We start from the raw sequence: 16209 nt of genomic DNA, 5'->3' as shown, positions 1-16209 counted from the left end.
GCCGCGTCAACGTGGATCTTTCCAGCCGGGGAACGCACTGTGAGCGTTGTCTCGCACACCTGTCCAGGTCAGCCCGTGGCCATGCCCTCCTGACCCCCGGGTCACTTCTCGTTCATACGGCGGGTGCGTCGGGCCCGATGCGGCTGCGGACGGCCGTCTGGACCTCCGCCTCCTCGGCCGGATCCGATGCGAGCCGGCGCAGCTGATCCACGACGCGGGCGTCACCCGTCTCGGCGTGGCGCGCGGCGACTTCCCGGGTCGACTCCTCGCAGTCCCACAGGCACTCGACGGCGAAGCCCGCGGGGAAGGAGGGGTCCGTGGCGGCGAGCGCCCGGGCGGCCCGCCCGCGCAGATGGGACGAGGCGGTCTCGCGGTAGATGTGCCGCAGCACGGGGGCGGCGCAGACGATGCCGAGCCGACCGGCGCCGTCCACCAGGGTCCACAGCGTCGGCGCGTCGGGGCCTTCGCCGCGTACGGCCTCCCGCAGCGCGCCCAGGACCAGTTCGCTGTCCTTGGTGCCGCCGCGGCAGGCGAGCATCCGGCCCGCGGCGGCGCCCAGGGCGTCGGGTCGGTGCGCCCAGCCGCGTGCCCGGTCGACGGCGGCGACACTGCGCATGCGTTCGAACGCGTCGACGGCGGCCTCCGCGACCGCCACCGTGCCGTCGCCCGCGGCTGCCTCGATCAGCGCCAGGGCGTCCGGATCGTTGCTGTCGGCGAGATAGCGCAGGGCGGTGCACCGGGCTCCGTCCCCGCCGCCCCGGGCGGCCTCGACGATCTCGGGCCGGTCCTCGGGGCCCGCGACGGCCGTCAGACAGCGCGCGGCCGGCACATGGAGTGCGGCGCCGCGGTCCAGGCCCTGCTGCGCCCACTCGAACACGGCCCGTACGCTCCAGCCCGGCCGGGGGCCGGCGGGCCGCATCTGCCGTTGCCATCGGTCGAAGGAGCCCTGCTCCTGGGCCGCGCGCACGCGTGCGGCGATCGCCGCACGCGGATCGTCGGCCCACAGCCGCCAGGGCCGGGGCTCGAAGGCGTCGCGCACCTGGGCGGCGAGCGCCGCCTCGCCCTCCGGGTCGGCGGGGAAGCGGGCGAGCACGGGCTCGGCGAGGGCCCGCAGACCCGCGTCGTCGTCGCGCAGGGCCAGTTCGTCCAGGGCCCAGGCCCAGTTGGTGCCCGAGGCGGCGTACCGGCGCAGCAGCTCCAGGGCGTCCCGCCGGCCGTACGAGGCGAGGTGCCCGAGCACCGCGAGGGCGAGCCCCGTGCGTGACTCGCAGTCGTCGAGGATGTCCTCGGCGTCGAAGAGATGCCGCTCGATCTCGTCGAGCTCACCGCTCAGATCGAGGTAGAGACGGGCGTAGTACAGGGAGCGGTTCTCCACCTGCCAGTCGTGGCGGGGATCACTCAGCACACAGTGGTTCAGTGCCGCGAGCGCCTCGGCCCGCGGTGCGGTGAGCGCGTGCAGCGTGCCGTCGCCGCGGCCCCTCTGGAGCAGGCCGAGCAGCGTTCCGCTGGGCGCTATGACCGGATCGAACATAGGAAACAGCCTCACATCAAGCGTCGACGCAACCGGGATCCTGCATTACCTGGCCGCGTGACAACACGTCGGAGCGTCCGCCGTTTCTTGCTTGCTGTAGACCATCTTCCTCTGCCTCTCGTCGGTGGCCCATGCGGGCCGCATCACGGCCCGCGCGGTGCGGCAACACCTGCCCAGCCATCGCGTCCGTGAATCACGACGTCATGATGACCCGGCAGTTCTTCCTGCCGCGACCGTATTTCCGGCGGCCCCGTACCGCCTCCCCCGTTTTCCGTGTCGTGCCTGGTCAGCGTGGTCGGATCAGTGTGCGCCGAACAGTTCGAGCAGTTCCGTCCTGCCGAACATCCGGGCCGTGTCGACGGCCGAGGGGGTGCCCGCGGCCGGATCGGCGCCGCTGTCGAGGAGCACGCGGATCACCGCTTCCTCGCCCTTGAAGACCGCCCCCGCGAGCGGCGTCTGCCCCCGGTCGTTGATCCGGTCGGCCTCGGCGCCGCGCTCCAGGAGGGCGCGCACCGCTCCGGCGTGACCGTGGTACGCGGCGAGCATCACGAGGGAGTCGCCACGGTCGTTGGTGAGGTTGGCCGGAACGCCCGCGTCGACGTACGCCACGAGCGCCTCGGTCTCGCCCCGGCGGGCCAGATCGAAGATCTTCGTCGCCAACTCCACGACCTCGGGGTCGGGGGCTTCACTCATCGGCCGGACCACCTCTCACAACGGCGACAACGACAGGAACTGCGACGACAACGACTGACACGGACGGCGGGAGCCTACGACAACACGCGGAGTGTCATGCGCAGGTTCGTACGACAGCGGGATGTGCGGCCGTACGGGTGAATCGTCAGCGTACTGGCTCCGGCGGCACATGACCGGCCGCCACCGAGGCAAGGATCAGCAGGATTCCACCGGGAGAAACCGGGAGGCAACGGGATTCGACAGGCCCGCTCCGTCATACCGGAAGAGCTCAGCCGATCGAGTGAAATCCCGAGAAATCGACCCATTTGCACCTTTTATCGTATGGATACATCCTGTGATCCTGGAACAACTCATGGTGACTGTCCCCGCGAACCAGGAGAGCACAAATGATTCTGTCCATGTCAGGTGTCGTCCTGCTCGGCATCATCGTCTTCCTCTTTTTCCGCAAGGACGGACTCAAGGCGTCGCACGCCATGACGTCCGCGCTCTTCGGCTTCTACCTCGCCAGCACGGCCATCGCGCCGAGCATCAAGGCCGGCGGCGAGAGCCTGGCGAGCCTCCTAGGCGGGATCAAGTTCTGACGTCCCCGCCCCTCGCACGCACCTTCAGGAGACAGCAGTGGCCCGGCGCCCCCTCCCCCGCATCCTCAGCAACGGCAGCGCACAGATCGCCCGGAGCCGGGAGCTGGCCCGGACGGCAGCCGACAGCGCCACCGACGTTCTCCAGCCGCTGATCACGGTCGCCCGAGGACTGCGCCACCTGGCAGGTGCCGCGCAGCGCAAGTGGGCGGAGACCCCCAAGGACCGGCGCGGGCCGCTGCTGTTCCTGCTGGCCTCGGTGATCCTGGTCGTGGCACTGGTGTCGTACGGACCGCTGCTCGCCGCCATCACCCTGATGGCGGCGGCAGCCTGGTACGGCCGGGACCGCACCCCGCCGGCGCCCACGGGCCCCGACGAGGCGCAGGTCCAACGCCTCCAGTCGCTCTACGAGGCACTCGTCCCGTACTTCTCCGTGGCCGAGGACCCCGCTCCCCTCTACGCCCACGGCGGCGACTGGGAGAAGGCCTTCCCCACCCACGACTTCGACGAGGACGGCCGCGTCTCCCGCCTCCTCGTCCGCTATCCGGCGTACTTCAGGGACGGGGAGGCGATCTGCCGGGCCCGGATCGAACAGCTGCTGCAGGCCAAGTCGGGCCGTGGCCGCGAGTACCACTTCGCGTGGGAGCAGGAGGGCAACGAACTCACGGTCACCGTGCTGCCGCCGCTCCCCACCGAAATCGCCGCCCAGCGGTTCGTCACCGCGCCCGGTGAGACGGTCCTCGGCTTCACCGACCCGGCCGACGTCCAGCGCACGCTCCCCCTCGGTTTCGGCGAGGCCCAGCGCGACGTCCCGCCGGTCGTCTGGCGCACCGGCGCCCGCTCGACGGAACCGCATCTGCTGGCCGCGGGCGAGCCGGGCAGCGGTCTGTCCACGCTGCTGCGCTCCATCGCCCTGCAGGCCCTTCAGTACGGTGATGTGGTCATCGTCGACGGCGGCGGCACCGGCGAGTACGCGTGCCTGACCGGCCGGGACGGTGTGCTCGCCGTCGAGTCCGGCCTCGCCGGGGCGCTCGCCAGTCTGGAATGGGCGGCGCACGAGACGGAGCGGCGGCTGATCTCCGCGAATCACGCCCGACAGGCCGGGCATCCCGCGCCGGAGGACACCAAGAACCCGCTCTGGATCCTGCTGGACCGTCCGGGCACACTGGGGCACCTCGCCGCCGCCGACGGCCACCGGGATCCCCAGGACCTTCTCGAGGTGCCGCTGCGGCACGGGCGCGCGGCGGGCGTCACGGTCGTCGTGGCCGAGCAGTTCGACAGCCTCGAGTCCCTCGGCGAGGCCGTCCTCCAGCACACCCGCGCGCGCGTGGTGCTCGGTTCCGCGACGGGCCCGCAGCTGGAGGCCGTGCTCGGCGCGCCGCCGCACACCACCCCACCCCAGCACGTGCCGCCCGGCCGCGGATACGCCCGGCTGGGCGCCGGCCCCGTCCTGCGCCTCCAGGTCCCGGCCACCCCGGACCCCTACGACGACGCGACGAGCGAGACGCAGCGCCGCGCGGTACTGGACCTCCTGCCGGTCCGGACAGCCCCGGCCGACCCGGAGCCGATCCCGGCCGCGGCGGAACCGGCCGCGGCGGAAGGCTGACCCTCCCTCTCGGACGAGGGGCGGGCCGGCCACGCCGACCCGCCCTCAGGCCACGAACGTGCGAGGACCCTCGTTCCCCGCACTCGCCCCCGTCTCCACCAGCCGCGCCGCCGCGGCCAGCCGCACCGCCGCCTCCTCCGCGACCGCGCCCCCGACCGTGAACGGCAGCCGCACATAGCCCTCGAACGCCCCGTCGACCCCGAAGCGCGGCCCGGACGGCACCCGCACACCCACCCGCTCGCCCACCTCGGCGAGCCGCGACCCCGACAGCCCCCCGGTGCGCACCCACAGCGTCAGTCCGCCCCGCGGAACGGAGAACTCCCAGTCGGGCAGCTCCCGGCGTACGGCGGTGACGAGCGCGTCCCGGTTCTCCCGGGCCTGCTCCCGCCGGACCGCCACCGCCTGTTCCCAACCTCCCGTACTGAACAGCCAGTTCACGGCCAGCTGCTCCAGCACGGGCGTGCCGAGGTCGGCGTACGCGCGCGCGGCGACGAGACTGCGGATCACGTCGGGGGCCGCCCGCACCCAGCCGATCCGCATCCCCGCCCAGAAGGCCTTGCTGGCCGACCCGACCGTGATGACCGTGGACCCGGCGGGATCGAAGCCGCACACGGGGCGGGGCATGGAAAGTCCGTCCTCCAGGTACAGCTCGCTCATCGTCTCGTCGACCACCAGGACGGTCCCGGCGGAACGGGCGGCGTCCACCAGCCGGCGGCGCTGGTCCTCGTCCGCGAGGGCCCCCGTGGGATTGTGGAAGTCCGCGACGACATAGGCGAGCCGGGGCGCCGCGTCGCGCAGTACCTGCCGCCAGCGGTCCATGTCCCACCCGGCGAGCCCCTCGGCCATCGCGACGGGTACGAGCCGCGCACCGGCCTCCCGCATCAACTGGAGGATGTTGGCGTACGAGGGCGACTCGACGGCGATGCGCTCGCCGCGCCCTGCGAAGAGATGGCAGATGGCGTCGATCGCGCCCATCGCACCGGTGGTCACCATGATCTGCTCGGGCATGGTCGGAATGCCCCGCCGCGTGTACCCCTCGGCGATCATCGCGCGCAGCGCGGGCAGCCCCGCCGGATAGTCGCCGTGCGTGTGCGCGTACGGGGGCAGTTCCTCCAGGGCGCCCTGCACGGCACGGGTGAGCCACGGCTCGGGCGCGGGCAGCGACGCGCAGCCGAGGTCGATCATGGACCCGAGGGCCTCCGGAGGCAGCGGTTCCAGGCCGCGCGCGGGCAGCGGGTTCCCGGCGGGTACGGCGGTCCAGCTGCCGGCTCCCCTGCGCGACTCCAGGAACCCCTCGCCGCGCAGGGCCTCGTAGGCCGCCGCGACCGTCGTGCGGCTGACGGACAGGGCCAACGCGAGTTCCCGCTCGGCGGGCAGCCGCGCGGCGACCGGTACCCGGCCCTCCAGCACGAGCAGCCGCACACCGTCGGCGAGCGCGCGATAGGCGGGCGGCCGTCGGGTGCCCGGCCCCGGAGGGCGTTCCTGCTGGGAGTTGAGCAGCCGGGCGAGCTGCGCGGCACCCATCGCCGATGTCCACTGCGCCATGATTCCCAGTCCACCTTCCCCGGATTGGCCTTGGATGGCGTCCTCCATCAAGCCACAGAATGGCACGAGCCAGGCCACTGGCACCACTGCACGCCTCACCAGAGGCACCACTACGGGCATCACCCAGGGGGGCACGTCATGTCCACACCCGCCGACTCCGCGCCGGCCGAACCCGCACCGGCCGCTCGCGCCGCCGGCTCTCCGGCCGCCGACTCCGCACCACCCGCATCCCCGGCAGCCGACTCGGTCCCCGCCGAACGCCCGCGCGCCCGGCCCGCGGAAACCGGGCCGACCCGCCCCGAAAGCGGACGCGGCCTCCCGCGACGCCTCGTCCAGCTGTACGTCGGCCTCGCGCTGTACGGCGCGAGTTCGGCCCTGCTCGTGGAGGCGGGGCTCGGTCTGGAGCCCTGGAACGTGCTGCACCAGGGGCTGGCCGAGCTGACCGGTCTGACGATCGGCGTGGTGTCGATCTTCGTGGGCGCGGCGGTGCTCCTCCTGTGGATCCCGCTGCGTCAGCGGCCGGGCCTCGGCACGGTCTCGAACGTGTTCGTGGTCGGCATGGCGATGGACGGCACGCTCGCCCTGGTACCGGACACGCACACGCTGGCCGTCCGCGTCCCGCTGATGCTGGCGGGCATCGTGCTGAACGGACTCGCGACGGGTCTCTACATCTCCGCCAGCTTCGGTCCGGGTCCGCGCGACGGTCTGATGACGGGTCTGCACCGGCGTACGGACCGCTCGATCCGACTGGTGCGCACGGTCCTCGAGGTCGCCGTGGTCGCGACCGGCTTCGTGCTCGGCGGCACCGTCGGCATCGGCACCGTGCTGTACGCCGTCGCGATCGGCCCCCTCGCCCAGCTCTTCCTGCGGGTGTTCGCCGTCCGCCGGGCACCGACCGGCAGCACGGTCGTTGCCACCGGTCAACCGGAGGGCGCGATACTTCCAGGGTGAGCACGCGCATACGCCATCCGTACCTGGACCACCCCGGCCCGATCGCCTTCGCCCACCGCGGCGGGGCGGCGGACGGCCTGGAGAACACCGTCGCCCAGTTCCGGCGGGCGGTGGAGACGGGCTACCGCTACATCGAGACGGATGTGCACGCGACGGCGGACGGCAGGCTCGTCGCCTTCCACGACTCGACCCTCGACCGGGTGACGGACGGCGCGGGCCGCATCGCGGACCTCCCGTGGGAGGACGTGAGCCACGCGCGCGTGGCGGGCAAGGAGCCGGTCCCTCTCTTCGAGGAACTCCTCGAGATCTTTCCCGAGGTGCGCTGGAACGTAGACGTCAAGGCGGAGCCCGCCCTCCATCCCCTGCTCAACCTCATCGGCCGCACCGACGCCTGGGACCGCGTCTGCGTCGGCTCCTTCTCCGAGGCGCGCGTCTTCCGCGCCCAGCGCCTGGCGGGTCCGCGCCTGGCCACCTCGTACGGCACCAAGGGCGTCCTGGGGCTGCGGCTGCGGTCGTACGGCATACCGGCCGCGCTGCGCGACTCGGCGATCGCCGCCCAGGTGCCCGAGTCCCAGTCGGGCGTGCCGGTGGTCGACCGGCGCTTCGTGCGCGCCGCCCACGCGCGCGGCCTGCAGGTCCACGTGTGGACGGTGAACGATCCCGATCGCATGCACCGGCTCCTGGACCTGGGAGTCGATGGCATCATGACCGATCACATCGACACGCTGCGCGAGGTCCTGGAGGACCGGGGCACCTGGGTCTAGCCGACTCGCGCGGTCCGTTCGGGGTTCGTTCAGGGATGGTTCAGCCGGAAGCGAGGGGCACGGGTGGGCACCGACACCGTGCGGGCACGGGCGACCGACGAGGTCGCCGAGCGACGCCGTGAGCAACACGGCTGGTACTTCTACGACTGGGCCTGCTCCGTCTACTCGACGAGCGTGCTCACCGTGTTCCTGGGTCCCTATCTGACGTCGGTCGCCAAGCACGCGGCGGACGCGGACGGATTCGTGCACCCGCTGGGGATCCCGATCCGGGCCGGCTCCTTCTTCGCCTACTCGGTCTCCGCCTCCGTCATCCTGTCGATCTTCGTGATGCCGATGGCCGGCGCGGCGGCCGACCGCACGGGCCGCAAGAAGCCGCTGCTCGCCGCCTCCGCCTACCTCGGCGCCGCGGCGACGACGGGCATGTTCTTCCTGGACGGGGACCGCTATCTGCTCGGCGGACTGCTGCTGGTCGTCGCCAATGCCTCGGTGGCCGTGTCGATGGTGCTCTACAACTCCTACCTGCCGCAGATCGCGCCGCCCGAGGAGCGCGACGCGGTCTCGTCCCGCGGCTGGGCCTTCGGCTACGCGGCCGGCTCGCTGGTCCTGATCGGCAACCTCGTCCTGTTCACGGCCCACGACTCCTTCGGCGTCTCCGAGTCGACGGCCGTCCGCATCTGTCTGGCCTCGGCCGGCATCTGGTGGGGCGCCTTCACGCTCGTGCCGCTCAAGCGGCTGCGCGACCGCCGTACGACGCCGGGCGGCGGAAGGGCGCCGGCGCACGGCTGGCGGCAGCTGGCGGCCACCGTGCGCGACATGCGCGGCAAACCGCTCACCCTCTCGTTCCTGTTGGCCTACCTGGTCTACAACGACGGCATCCAGACGGTGATCTCGCAGGCGTCGGTGTACGGGTCCGAGGAGCTCGGCCTGAGTCAGTCGACGCTGATCGTCGCCGTGCTGCTGGTGCAGGTGCTCGCGGTCGGCGGCGCACTGGGCATGGGACGGCTGGCACGCACGTACGGGGCCAAACGGACCATCCTCGGTTCACTCGTCGCCTGGACGGTGACACTCGCCGCCGGGTACCTCCTGCCGGCCGGCGCGCCGGTGTGGTTCTTCGTCCTCGCCGCCGGCATCGGCCTCGTCCTGGGCGGCAGCCAGGCCCTGTCGCGCTCCCTGTTCTCGCACCTCGTACCGAGCGGCAAGGAGGCCGAGTACTTCTCCGCGTACGAGATGAGTGACCGGGGGATGAGCTGGTTGGGGCCGCTTCTGTTCGGTTTGACCTACCAGCTGACGGGAAGTTATCGGGACGCGATCATCTCGCTCGTGGCCTTCTTCGTCATCGGATTCGCGCTGCTGGCGAGGGTTCCGGTGCGGCAGGCGATCCGCGACGCGGGAAATCCCGTACCGGACAGGATTTAGCACCGGAGGCCAAAGGACGGTAGTGTACGCGTTTGGCCTGCCAGGCGTACCGTTACTGCGCGTCAAAGATACTGAAGCGTTGGGTGACATCTGCTGCCAGATGTGACAAACCGGGTGCCGGTGGGTACAACAAGGGGCGGCTACGACGGCGACGCATGACCCGGAACGGGAATCTTTACCGCCGACCGGACGTTGACCGGATGACGACGACAGCGACACCTGTCCTGTGGGCGACAAGCCCGGGAGGCACGATTCATGAGTGAGCGAGCTCTTCGCGGCACGCGCCTCGTGGTGACCAGCTACGAGACGGACCGCGGCATCGACCTGGCCCCGCGCCAGGCCGTGGAGTACGCATGCGAGAAGGGGCACCGGTTTGAGATGCCCTTCTCGGTCGAGGCGGAGATTCCGCCGGAGTGGGAGTGCAAGGTCTGCGGGGCCCAGGCACTCCTGGTGGACGGCGACGGCCCTGAGGAAAAGAAGGCCAAGCCCGCGCGTACGCATTGGGACATGCTGATGGAGCGGCGCACCCTCGAGGAACTCGAAGAGGTCCTCGAGGAGCGCCTGGCCGTTCTGCGCTCCGGCGCGATGAACATCGCGGTGCATCCGCGGGACAGCCGCAAGTCCGCGTAGCCCCTCCGGGGGCTGGGTGGCATACACCGCACGCCGAGACCGCGAGCACCGTACGTTCTGTACGGGGCCCGCGGTCTCGTGCGTTTCGGCGCCGCGGGCGGCACGGGTGAGCGTGATCCCCGGCGCACTCCCGGATGCCCGGCGGTACGGAGGGTCTCCGACGGGAGCACGGTCTACTCCGGGCATCCAGCGGCGCGGGCGCCCCCGACGGGAGCACGGCCCTTCTGCGCAGGAGCGCGGCCCTTCTGCGGGGGCACCGATGGCGCCGGACGGCTCTGGTTTCCCGTCACCCGAACGAGGTCACTCCCGAGCGCCGGACGGACAGCGGTACGCCGGCCGACAGCTCAGAAACTTGTGCACCCGCCCACGCGGCCGGGCTGGGCCGGCTCGCCGCGCAAAGTCGGCCCGACCAGCCCCCCGCACGTTCCTCCGGCACAGGTCCACCGGCCGGCTGCTCAGCGGTCCACCGGTCGGCCGTCCCTGGTCAGTGGCCCACCGGCCCACGGGCCGACCCGTCAGCCCGTCAGCGGGGGGTGCGGTCCCGGGCGGGAGGCCGGGTCCGGGCCCCGGGGGGTGTCGTCCCTGATGACCTCGCCCTGGACCACCTTGCCGTCAGGGCGATGGATGCGTGCCTGCTGGAAGGCGTCACCGACGCTGCCGGGGGCGGCCTCGCGGATCCTGCGTTCGATGGCGCGCTCGGTGTAGCGGCTCAGCGCCTTCTGGACGGGCGGGATCAGCAGGAGCAGGCCCACGACGTCCGAGAGGAGGCCCGGCAGCATCAGCAGCAGCCCGCCGAGCATCATCAGCCCGTTGCCGTCGCCGCCCCCGCCCGTGGGGGCCACACCGCTCTGCTGCTGTTGCAGCGTCTCGCTGAGGTTGCGGAAGGCACGGCGGCCGGCCCGTTTGACGATCACGGAACCGAGCACGAAACCGGCGACCAGCAGCAGGAGGACCGCGAAGCCGCTCGCCGCACCCGCGACCACGGTCAACAGCCAGATCTCCAGCACCAGCCAGACGGCGATGCCGAGCGGCAGAAACGTACGCAGCCGGGATCGCCGCGGCCGGGCGGGGTGCGTGGGAGTCGGTACGCCAGTCGTCATGCACCCAGTGTGCCTGGGCGCGGCTCAGTACGGGATAAGCGGATGATCAGCCCCGACCGTGCACGGGACGCGGGTCGACGGGAACCTCGGGAAGCGTCCGGAAGGCCCTACGCGGACGGCTTGCGTCCGGTGATCCGGCCGACCCGCTCCCCCACACCCCACGTGGTGACCCGCCACAGGGCCTCCACGAGGATGTCGCGGCTCATCTTGGAGTCACCGAGTTCACGCTCGACGAAGGTGATGGGCACTTCCACGACGTGGTACCCCGCCTTGACGGCACGCCGGGCCAGATCCACCTGGAAGCAGTACCCCTGGGACGCGACCTCGCCGAGTCCGAGGCCCTCCAGGGTCTCCCGCCGGAAGGCCCGGAAGCCGCCGGTGACGTCCCGGATGGGTACGTCGAGCATGAGCCGGGAGTACATGCTGCCGCCGCGCGAGATGAACTCGCGGGACTTCGGCCAGTTCACCACCCGGCCGCCCGGTACCCAGCGCGAGCCGAGAACGAGGTCGGCGCCCTTCAGCGCGGTGAGCAGCCGGGGCAGCTCCTCCGGCTGGTGCGAACCGTCCGCGTCCATCTCGACCAGGACGCCGTAGCCGTGCTCGAGGCCCCAGCGGAAGCCGGCGAGATACGCGGCGCCCAGGCCTTCCTTGCCCTTGCGGTGCAGTACCTGGACGTGGTCGTCCTCGGCGGCCAGCTCGTCGGCGAACTTGCCCGTGCCGTCGGGGCTGTTGTCGTCCGCCACCAGGACGTGCGCGTCGGGCACCGCGGCGCGCACCCGGCCCACGATCTTCTTGATGTTCTCCGCCTCGTTGTAGGTCGGAATGATCACCAAGGCCGTGCCGAGCGGGCCGAACCGCCTCGCCTGGGCTCCTGCCGCGAGGGTCCCGTCGCCGTCGTTCACTACTGCCCCTTCAAGTCCGTACGCAGGGGTCCACCATAGTGGTCACAGCCTGCACTGACGCGTCGGTGCGTCAGTACAGGGGTGTCGATTCGACAAGAGCCGGGTAAGAGCGCCCTTCCCGCCCCGGAGCACCACGCCTGCGGATGGGGGCCCGGCGCCCTTCGGGCCGACCAGGGACCCGCTGGCTGCGGGTCGACCGAAAGCCGTTGTCTACTGGACGTCCGGGCCCCACCCGGGTCACACCCTGCCGACAGGGGTGAACGTTCCCTCGCCGTGGCGCCGCCGCTGAGCCTGGCTCCCAGTGGTGGTGCGCCGGTGCGGCACACCGCCCCTGACCCAGCGGCGCTCCGGCGACTGTCTGGAAGTTCTCCGGTCGGACGTCCGGTGGTGGACCCGGCCGAACCTACCGGCCCGCTGCGGCCAGCTGTCAATACTCTCCTGAACTGCGGGCTTTCCCTCTCTGACCTGGTCAGCGAGGAGGATGCGCAGGTCGCGCGACGGGACGGCGGGGGCCGATCACCACCCCGCCGCCCCAGGAGATCACTCGCCCGGCCGTACGAAGACCGTCCGCCCGCCCACGACGGTGCGCAGACAGACGGGCAGGTCGCCGCCGGGGCTCAGATCCGGCAGTCCGGGGGTGCCGGAGCGCGGGTCGGTGGACCAGCGGGCGACCCGGTCGTCGGGGGCCTGCACCACCAGTTCCTCGGTGCGCCACACCGCGTAGTCCGCGGGCGCGCCCGGCACCAGGACACCCGCGTCGTCGCGTCCGATCGCGCGCCATCCGCCCCGTGTGTGGGCCGTGAAGGCGGCGCGCACCGACACCCGGTGTTCCGGGGTGCGATGGAAGGCCGCGGCCCTGACGGTCCCCCACGGGTCGAGGGGGGTGACCGGGCTGTCGGAGCCGAAGGCCAGTGGCACGCCGGTGCGCAGCAGGGCCGCCAGCGGGTTGAGGGTGCGGGCCCGCTCCGCACCGAGGCGCTGGGCGTACATGCCGTCCTCCCCGCCCCACAGCGCGTCGAAGGCGGGCTGCACGGACGCGGTGAGGCCGAACTCGGCGAAGGAGGCGATCGTCTCCGGCGTCAGCATCTCGGCATGCTCGACGCGGTGCCGGGCGGCCCGGACGCGTGCCAGGCCGACCTTCTCCGCGGCCGCGCGCACGCCCTCGACCACCGAGGTCACGGCGGCGTCCCCGATGGCGTGGAAGCCCGCCTGGAGGCCCGCCTCGGTGCAGGCGATCACGTGGGCGGCCACGGCGGCGTCGTCCAGGTACGCGGTGCCGGTGTGCCCGGCATCGGCGTAGGGCTGGTGCAGACAGGCGGTGTACGAGCCGAGGGAGCCGTCGACGAAGAGGTCGCCGGCGGCGCCGATCGCGCCCAGTTCGCGGGCCTTCGCCACGCCCTCCTCGCCCTGCTCGGCCCAGTAGCCGACGACCCGGGGGCCGCGCTCCTCGGCGGCGAGCCGCAGCAGACCGGTGAGGTCGTCCTCGGAGGAGATGTCCGGGCCCGCGCACTCGTGCACGGAGCCGATGCCGAGGGAGGCGGCGTGGACGAGGGCCGCGCGCTGGGCCTCGGTGCGCTGCGGTGCGGTGACGGCGCCGAGGGCGGCGGCGCGGACGGCGTGGTGGGCGTCCCGGGTCAACGGGCCGTCCTGGTATCCGGCGCGACCGGTGACTCCGGGGACCAGGTCCAGGAGCGCGGTGGTGGCCACGGCGGAGTGCACGTCGATGCGGGAGAGGTAGAGCGGACGGCTGCCGGTGGCCTCGTCGAGTTCGGCGCGCGTCGGGGGACGGCCGCCGGGCCAGCGGGCCGCGTCCCAGCCGTGGCCGAGCAGGACCCGGTCGGCGGGGCGGGCGGCGGCGAAGTCGCGTACGAGGGCGAGGGCGGCCTCCAGGGAGGGCGCGGCGCTGAGGTCGAGGCCGGTGAGCGCGAGGCCGGTGGCGGTGGAGTGCACATGCGCGTCCGTGAAGGCCGGGGTGACCAGCGCGCCTTCCAGGTCCACGACCTCGGCGACCCCGTCGGCGAAGGCGTCGGCGGCGCCCTCCGAGCCGACCCAGGCGATCTGACCGCGTTCGACGACCATCGCGGTGGCGAAGGGGTCGGCGGGGCTGTGGACTTCTCCACCGCGCAGCAGCACGGTGTCGGACGGGGCGGTGCTCTCACTCATGGGGAACAGTCTCGCGCCTGCCGGGCACGGTTCGTCGCCCGGGTGGGTCAGATGCGGGGCGGCCGTGCCTCGTACGGCGTCGACAGGACCACCGTCGTCCGGGTCGACACGCCCGCGAGGGTCCGCAGCCGGGCCAGCAGCTCCTCCAGTTCGTGCGGGGTCGAGACCCGCACCTTGAGGATGTAGTTCTCGTCGCCCGCGACGCTGTGGCAGGCCTCCAGCTCCGGTACGTCCGCGAGGCGTTCCGCGATGTCGTCCGGGGCGCTCGGGTCGAACGGTTTCACCGAGATGAAGGCGGTCAGGGGCAGCCCGACGGCCTCCGGGTCCACGACCGCGGCATAGCCGCGGATCACGCCGCGCTGCTCGAGCCGGCGCACCCGCTGGTGCACGGCGGACGTGGAAAGGCCCGTGGCCTTGCCCAGGTCGGTGTAACTCATCCGCCCGTCTGCGACGAGCAGCTGCACGATCTGTCGGTCCAGCTCCTCCATGGCGCAAGAACCTACAGTGCGCCCGATCCCGTCGGATACCTCAGCAGTGCAGGTCATACCCGGTTTGTGATGTGCGGAGGCGCGGCTCGGGGGCCGCTCGGGGGGACAAATCCACCGTGCAGGGCATCTGCGGGCGGCATGTGACGAACGACACAGTGTCTCAACCGGGTCCGTGATGTTCTCGTGATTACCGCGGAGACGGGACGGGAAATGCTTGCTGTGGTCGAGGTCGCAGCGCCTTGTCGGCCCACCCGAGGGGGAGAAACCCATGCAGAGTCTCAAGCGCCCTGGTCGTACCGCGTTCAAGCGGCAGCAGGCCGCCGTCGAACCCGAGCCGGAGGGCGTCGACGCGGACGCCGTCGACGGCGAGGACTTCGACGCGTACGACACTTTCGAGATGGTCCGGGTGATCTGCCCGGACTGCGCGCAGCCCATCGCGCTCCTGGCGGACGAGGAGGTCCTGCCGGAGCACGCGCTGTGCGCCTCGCCGTGGAACCCGTTCGGACTCACGGTCTGCGCCGGTACGGGCCGCGCCGCGGCCGACGCCCGGTCCGCCGACGAGACCATGGAGCTTCAGGAGCAGGACACCGCACTCCTGTTGACGCTCCCTCAGGGCCTCGACTGGCGGACACAGCCGTTCTCGCACGTCGGTGGGCCGGGCTCGCGCCCGATGCGGGTCCCCGAAATGCGGCGCCAGGCCGCCTGAGCCGCGCGCGTTCAGCGGCCGGCCTCCGGGCCGTCCCAGTAGCCGCCCTGCACCATGGCCCGCAGGCTGTCGTGGTGCAGGATCAGGATGTCGGGGTCCGGGGGTACCGCGATCTCACCGAAGTGCACCTGGCGGTAGGCGATGCGCAGCATGACGACGGCGTGCCTCAGGGCCGCGTACAGCGTGTAGAAGTCCATGTCGCGCGGTGCGTGGCCGGTGAGTTCGGCATAGCGTCGCTCCACCCGGTCGCGGCGCAGGAACCCGGGCAGTCCGCGCTGGCCGAAGCTCACCGTGAGGTCCTGGAAGAAGCGGTGCAGATAGACGGTCCAGCCGAGGTCGACCTCGCGCGGGGCGGGCGCCGCCATCTCCCAGTCGAGGACGGCCGCGGGTTCGAAGCCGTCGTAGACGACGTTCCCGATGCGCGCGTCGCCCCAGTTGAGCACCGTCTCGCCCTCGTCGCGCGGCCACAGCTCGTCGAGCCGGTCGAAGGCGCTCTCGATGAGGGGCGAGCGCGCGCGTCCGTCGACGACCCATGCGTAGTAGGCACGTTGCGCCTCGACGTGCCGGCGCAGGGGGCTGCCGTCACCGGGAAGGGCCAGGAACCCCGCTGCGGCGATGGGTACTTGGTCGTGGAGCCGGGCGAGCAGTCCCACCGAGGCGGCTTCCAGTCGCGCCCGTTCCCGGTCGCTCGCCGCGTGCAGCCAGTTCCCCTCGTACGTATAGGGCATGACGTCGGGCGGTACGCGCCCCTCGACCCGTTCCATGACGAAGAAGGGCGCGCCGAGCGGTCCGGGATCCTCCTCCAGCCACAGCACCCGGGGCACGGGAAGGTCGGTGTGCTCGGCGACCAGCCGCATCGTGCGGTACTGCCGGGGCAGGTCGTACACGGGGAAGACGGTGTACGCCGCCGGGTCCGCCGCCAGCCTCAACGCACAGCCCACCAGGGGTGGTTCGGGGTGCTCGATGTCGAACAGCAGGGTCTCGCTGGACATGCCGTTGGTCGCGGGGACGGTGATGCCGGCCGCCTTGGCGCCGGGGAGGCGTGCGTCGAGCCAGGCGGTCAGTCGCCGGCCGAGTTCGTCCCGGTCGCGGGTGGTCGTGCGCGGGCGGGGTGCCGTGGCCATGTCCACTCCCTT

Annotated in this window: 15 protein-coding genes; 7 read left to right on the top strand and 8 right to left on the bottom strand. The window is 72.1% G+C overall.

Features of this window, described 5'->3' with window-relative positions:
- Positions 1–112: 112 nt before the first annotated feature.
- The gene (locus tag OG199_RS34030; protein WP_405832675.1) at positions 113–1531 is read right to left on the bottom strand and encodes a HEAT repeat domain-containing protein; all 1419 of its coding nucleotides are present in this window, start codon (positions 1529–1531) and stop codon (positions 113–115) included.
- 300 nt (positions 1532–1831) lie between these two features.
- The gene (locus tag OG199_RS34025; protein ID WP_356801710.1) at positions 1832–2224 is read right to left on the bottom strand and encodes an ankyrin repeat domain-containing protein; all 393 of its coding nucleotides are present in this window, start codon (positions 2222–2224) and stop codon (positions 1832–1834) included.
- A gap of 386 nt (positions 2225–2610) precedes the next feature.
- Between OG199_RS34025 and OG199_RS34020 the strand changes: the two genes are divergently transcribed.
- Complete coding sequence (locus tag OG199_RS34020; RefSeq protein WP_168527119.1) at positions 2611–2805, top strand: hypothetical protein; 195 nt, start codon at positions 2611–2613, stop codon at positions 2803–2805.
- Positions 2806–2842: 37 nt separating this feature from the next.
- On the top strand, positions 2843–4408 hold the full coding sequence (locus OG199_RS34015) for a hypothetical protein (protein WP_405832672.1): 1566 nt from the start codon (positions 2843–2845) through the stop codon (positions 4406–4408).
- Between the two features lie 45 nt (positions 4409–4453).
- Here the strand turns inward: OG199_RS34015 and OG199_RS34010 are convergent, their stop codons facing one another.
- On the bottom strand, positions 4454–5953 hold the full coding sequence (locus OG199_RS34010) for a PLP-dependent aminotransferase family protein (protein WP_356801707.1): 1500 nt from the start codon (positions 5951–5953) through the stop codon (positions 4454–4456).
- Positions 5954–6091: 138 nt separating this feature from the next.
- On the opposite strand from OG199_RS34010, the gene OG199_RS34005 reads away from it, so the two are divergent.
- The 4 genes from OG199_RS34005 (at position 6092) to OG199_RS33990 (ending at position 9714) form a co-directional block, all read left to right on the top strand.
- The gene (locus tag OG199_RS34005; protein WP_405832670.1) at positions 6092–6904 is read left to right on the top strand and encodes a YitT family protein; all 813 of its coding nucleotides are present in this window, start codon (positions 6092–6094) and stop codon (positions 6902–6904) included.
- Positions 6901–7668, top strand: a complete 768-nt coding sequence (locus tag OG199_RS34000) for a glycerophosphodiester phosphodiesterase (protein WP_401802573.1) — start codon at positions 6901–6903, stop codon at positions 7666–7668. The genes OG199_RS34005 and OG199_RS34000 overlap by 4 nt, the downstream gene beginning before the upstream one ends.
- Before the next feature lie 63 nt (positions 7669–7731).
- Positions 7732–9084 (top strand): MFS transporter, encoded by a 1353-nt coding sequence (locus OG199_RS33995; RefSeq protein WP_405832668.1) that lies wholly within the window; start codon positions 7732–7734, stop codon positions 9082–9084.
- Positions 9085–9339: 255 nt separating this feature from the next.
- Positions 9340–9714, top strand: coding sequence for an RNA polymerase-binding protein RbpA (locus tag OG199_RS33990; RefSeq protein WP_405832667.1), 375 nt, complete (start codon positions 9340–9342; stop codon positions 9712–9714).
- 515 nt (positions 9715–10229) lie between these two features.
- Here the strand turns inward: OG199_RS33990 and fxsA are convergent.
- The 4 genes from fxsA to OG199_RS33970 all read right to left on the bottom strand — a co-directional run bounded on the left by fxsA (position 10230) and on the right by OG199_RS33970 (position 14367).
- The gene (gene fxsA, locus OG199_RS33985) at positions 10230–10814 is read right to left on the bottom strand and encodes an FxsA family membrane protein (RefSeq protein WP_401802579.1); all 585 of its coding nucleotides are present in this window, start codon (positions 10812–10814) and stop codon (positions 10230–10232) included.
- A gap of 107 nt (positions 10815–10921) precedes the next feature.
- A complete protein-coding gene (locus OG199_RS33980; protein WP_356801699.1) occupies positions 10922–11716 on the bottom strand; it encodes a polyprenol monophosphomannose synthase in 795 nt (264 codons plus the stop codon).
- Positions 11717–12256: 540 nt separating this feature from the next.
- The gene (locus OG199_RS33975; RefSeq protein ID WP_405832665.1) at positions 12257–13879 is read right to left on the bottom strand and encodes an amidohydrolase; all 1623 of its coding nucleotides are present in this window, start codon (positions 13877–13879) and stop codon (positions 12257–12259) included.
- A gap of 47 nt (positions 13880–13926) precedes the next feature.
- Positions 13927–14367: an Lrp/AsnC family transcriptional regulator gene (locus OG199_RS33970; RefSeq protein ID WP_168527124.1), complete on the bottom strand. Its 441-nt coding sequence runs from the start codon at positions 14365–14367 to the stop codon at positions 13927–13929.
- Between the two features lie 268 nt (positions 14368–14635).
- Between OG199_RS33970 and OG199_RS33965 the strand changes: the two genes are divergently transcribed.
- Positions 14636–15073, top strand: coding sequence for a hypothetical protein (locus OG199_RS33965; RefSeq protein WP_356801694.1), 438 nt, complete (start codon positions 14636–14638; stop codon positions 15071–15073).
- 11 nt (positions 15074–15084) lie between these two features.
- Here OG199_RS33965 and OG199_RS33960 read toward each other — a convergent pair whose 3' ends face one another.
- On the bottom strand, positions 15085–16197 hold the full coding sequence (locus OG199_RS33960; RefSeq protein WP_401802586.1) for a phosphotransferase family protein: 1113 nt from the start codon (positions 16195–16197) through the stop codon (positions 15085–15087).
- Positions 16198–16209: the final 12 nt, after the last annotated feature.

The organism is Streptomyces sp. NBC_01176 (assembly GCF_045039825.1).
Taxonomy (GTDB): domain Bacteria; phylum Actinomycetota; class Actinomycetes; order Streptomycetales; family Streptomycetaceae; genus Streptomyces.
The sequence above is the reverse complement of the archived record's forward strand: the minus strand, read 5'-3'. Positions and strand labels throughout refer to the sequence as shown.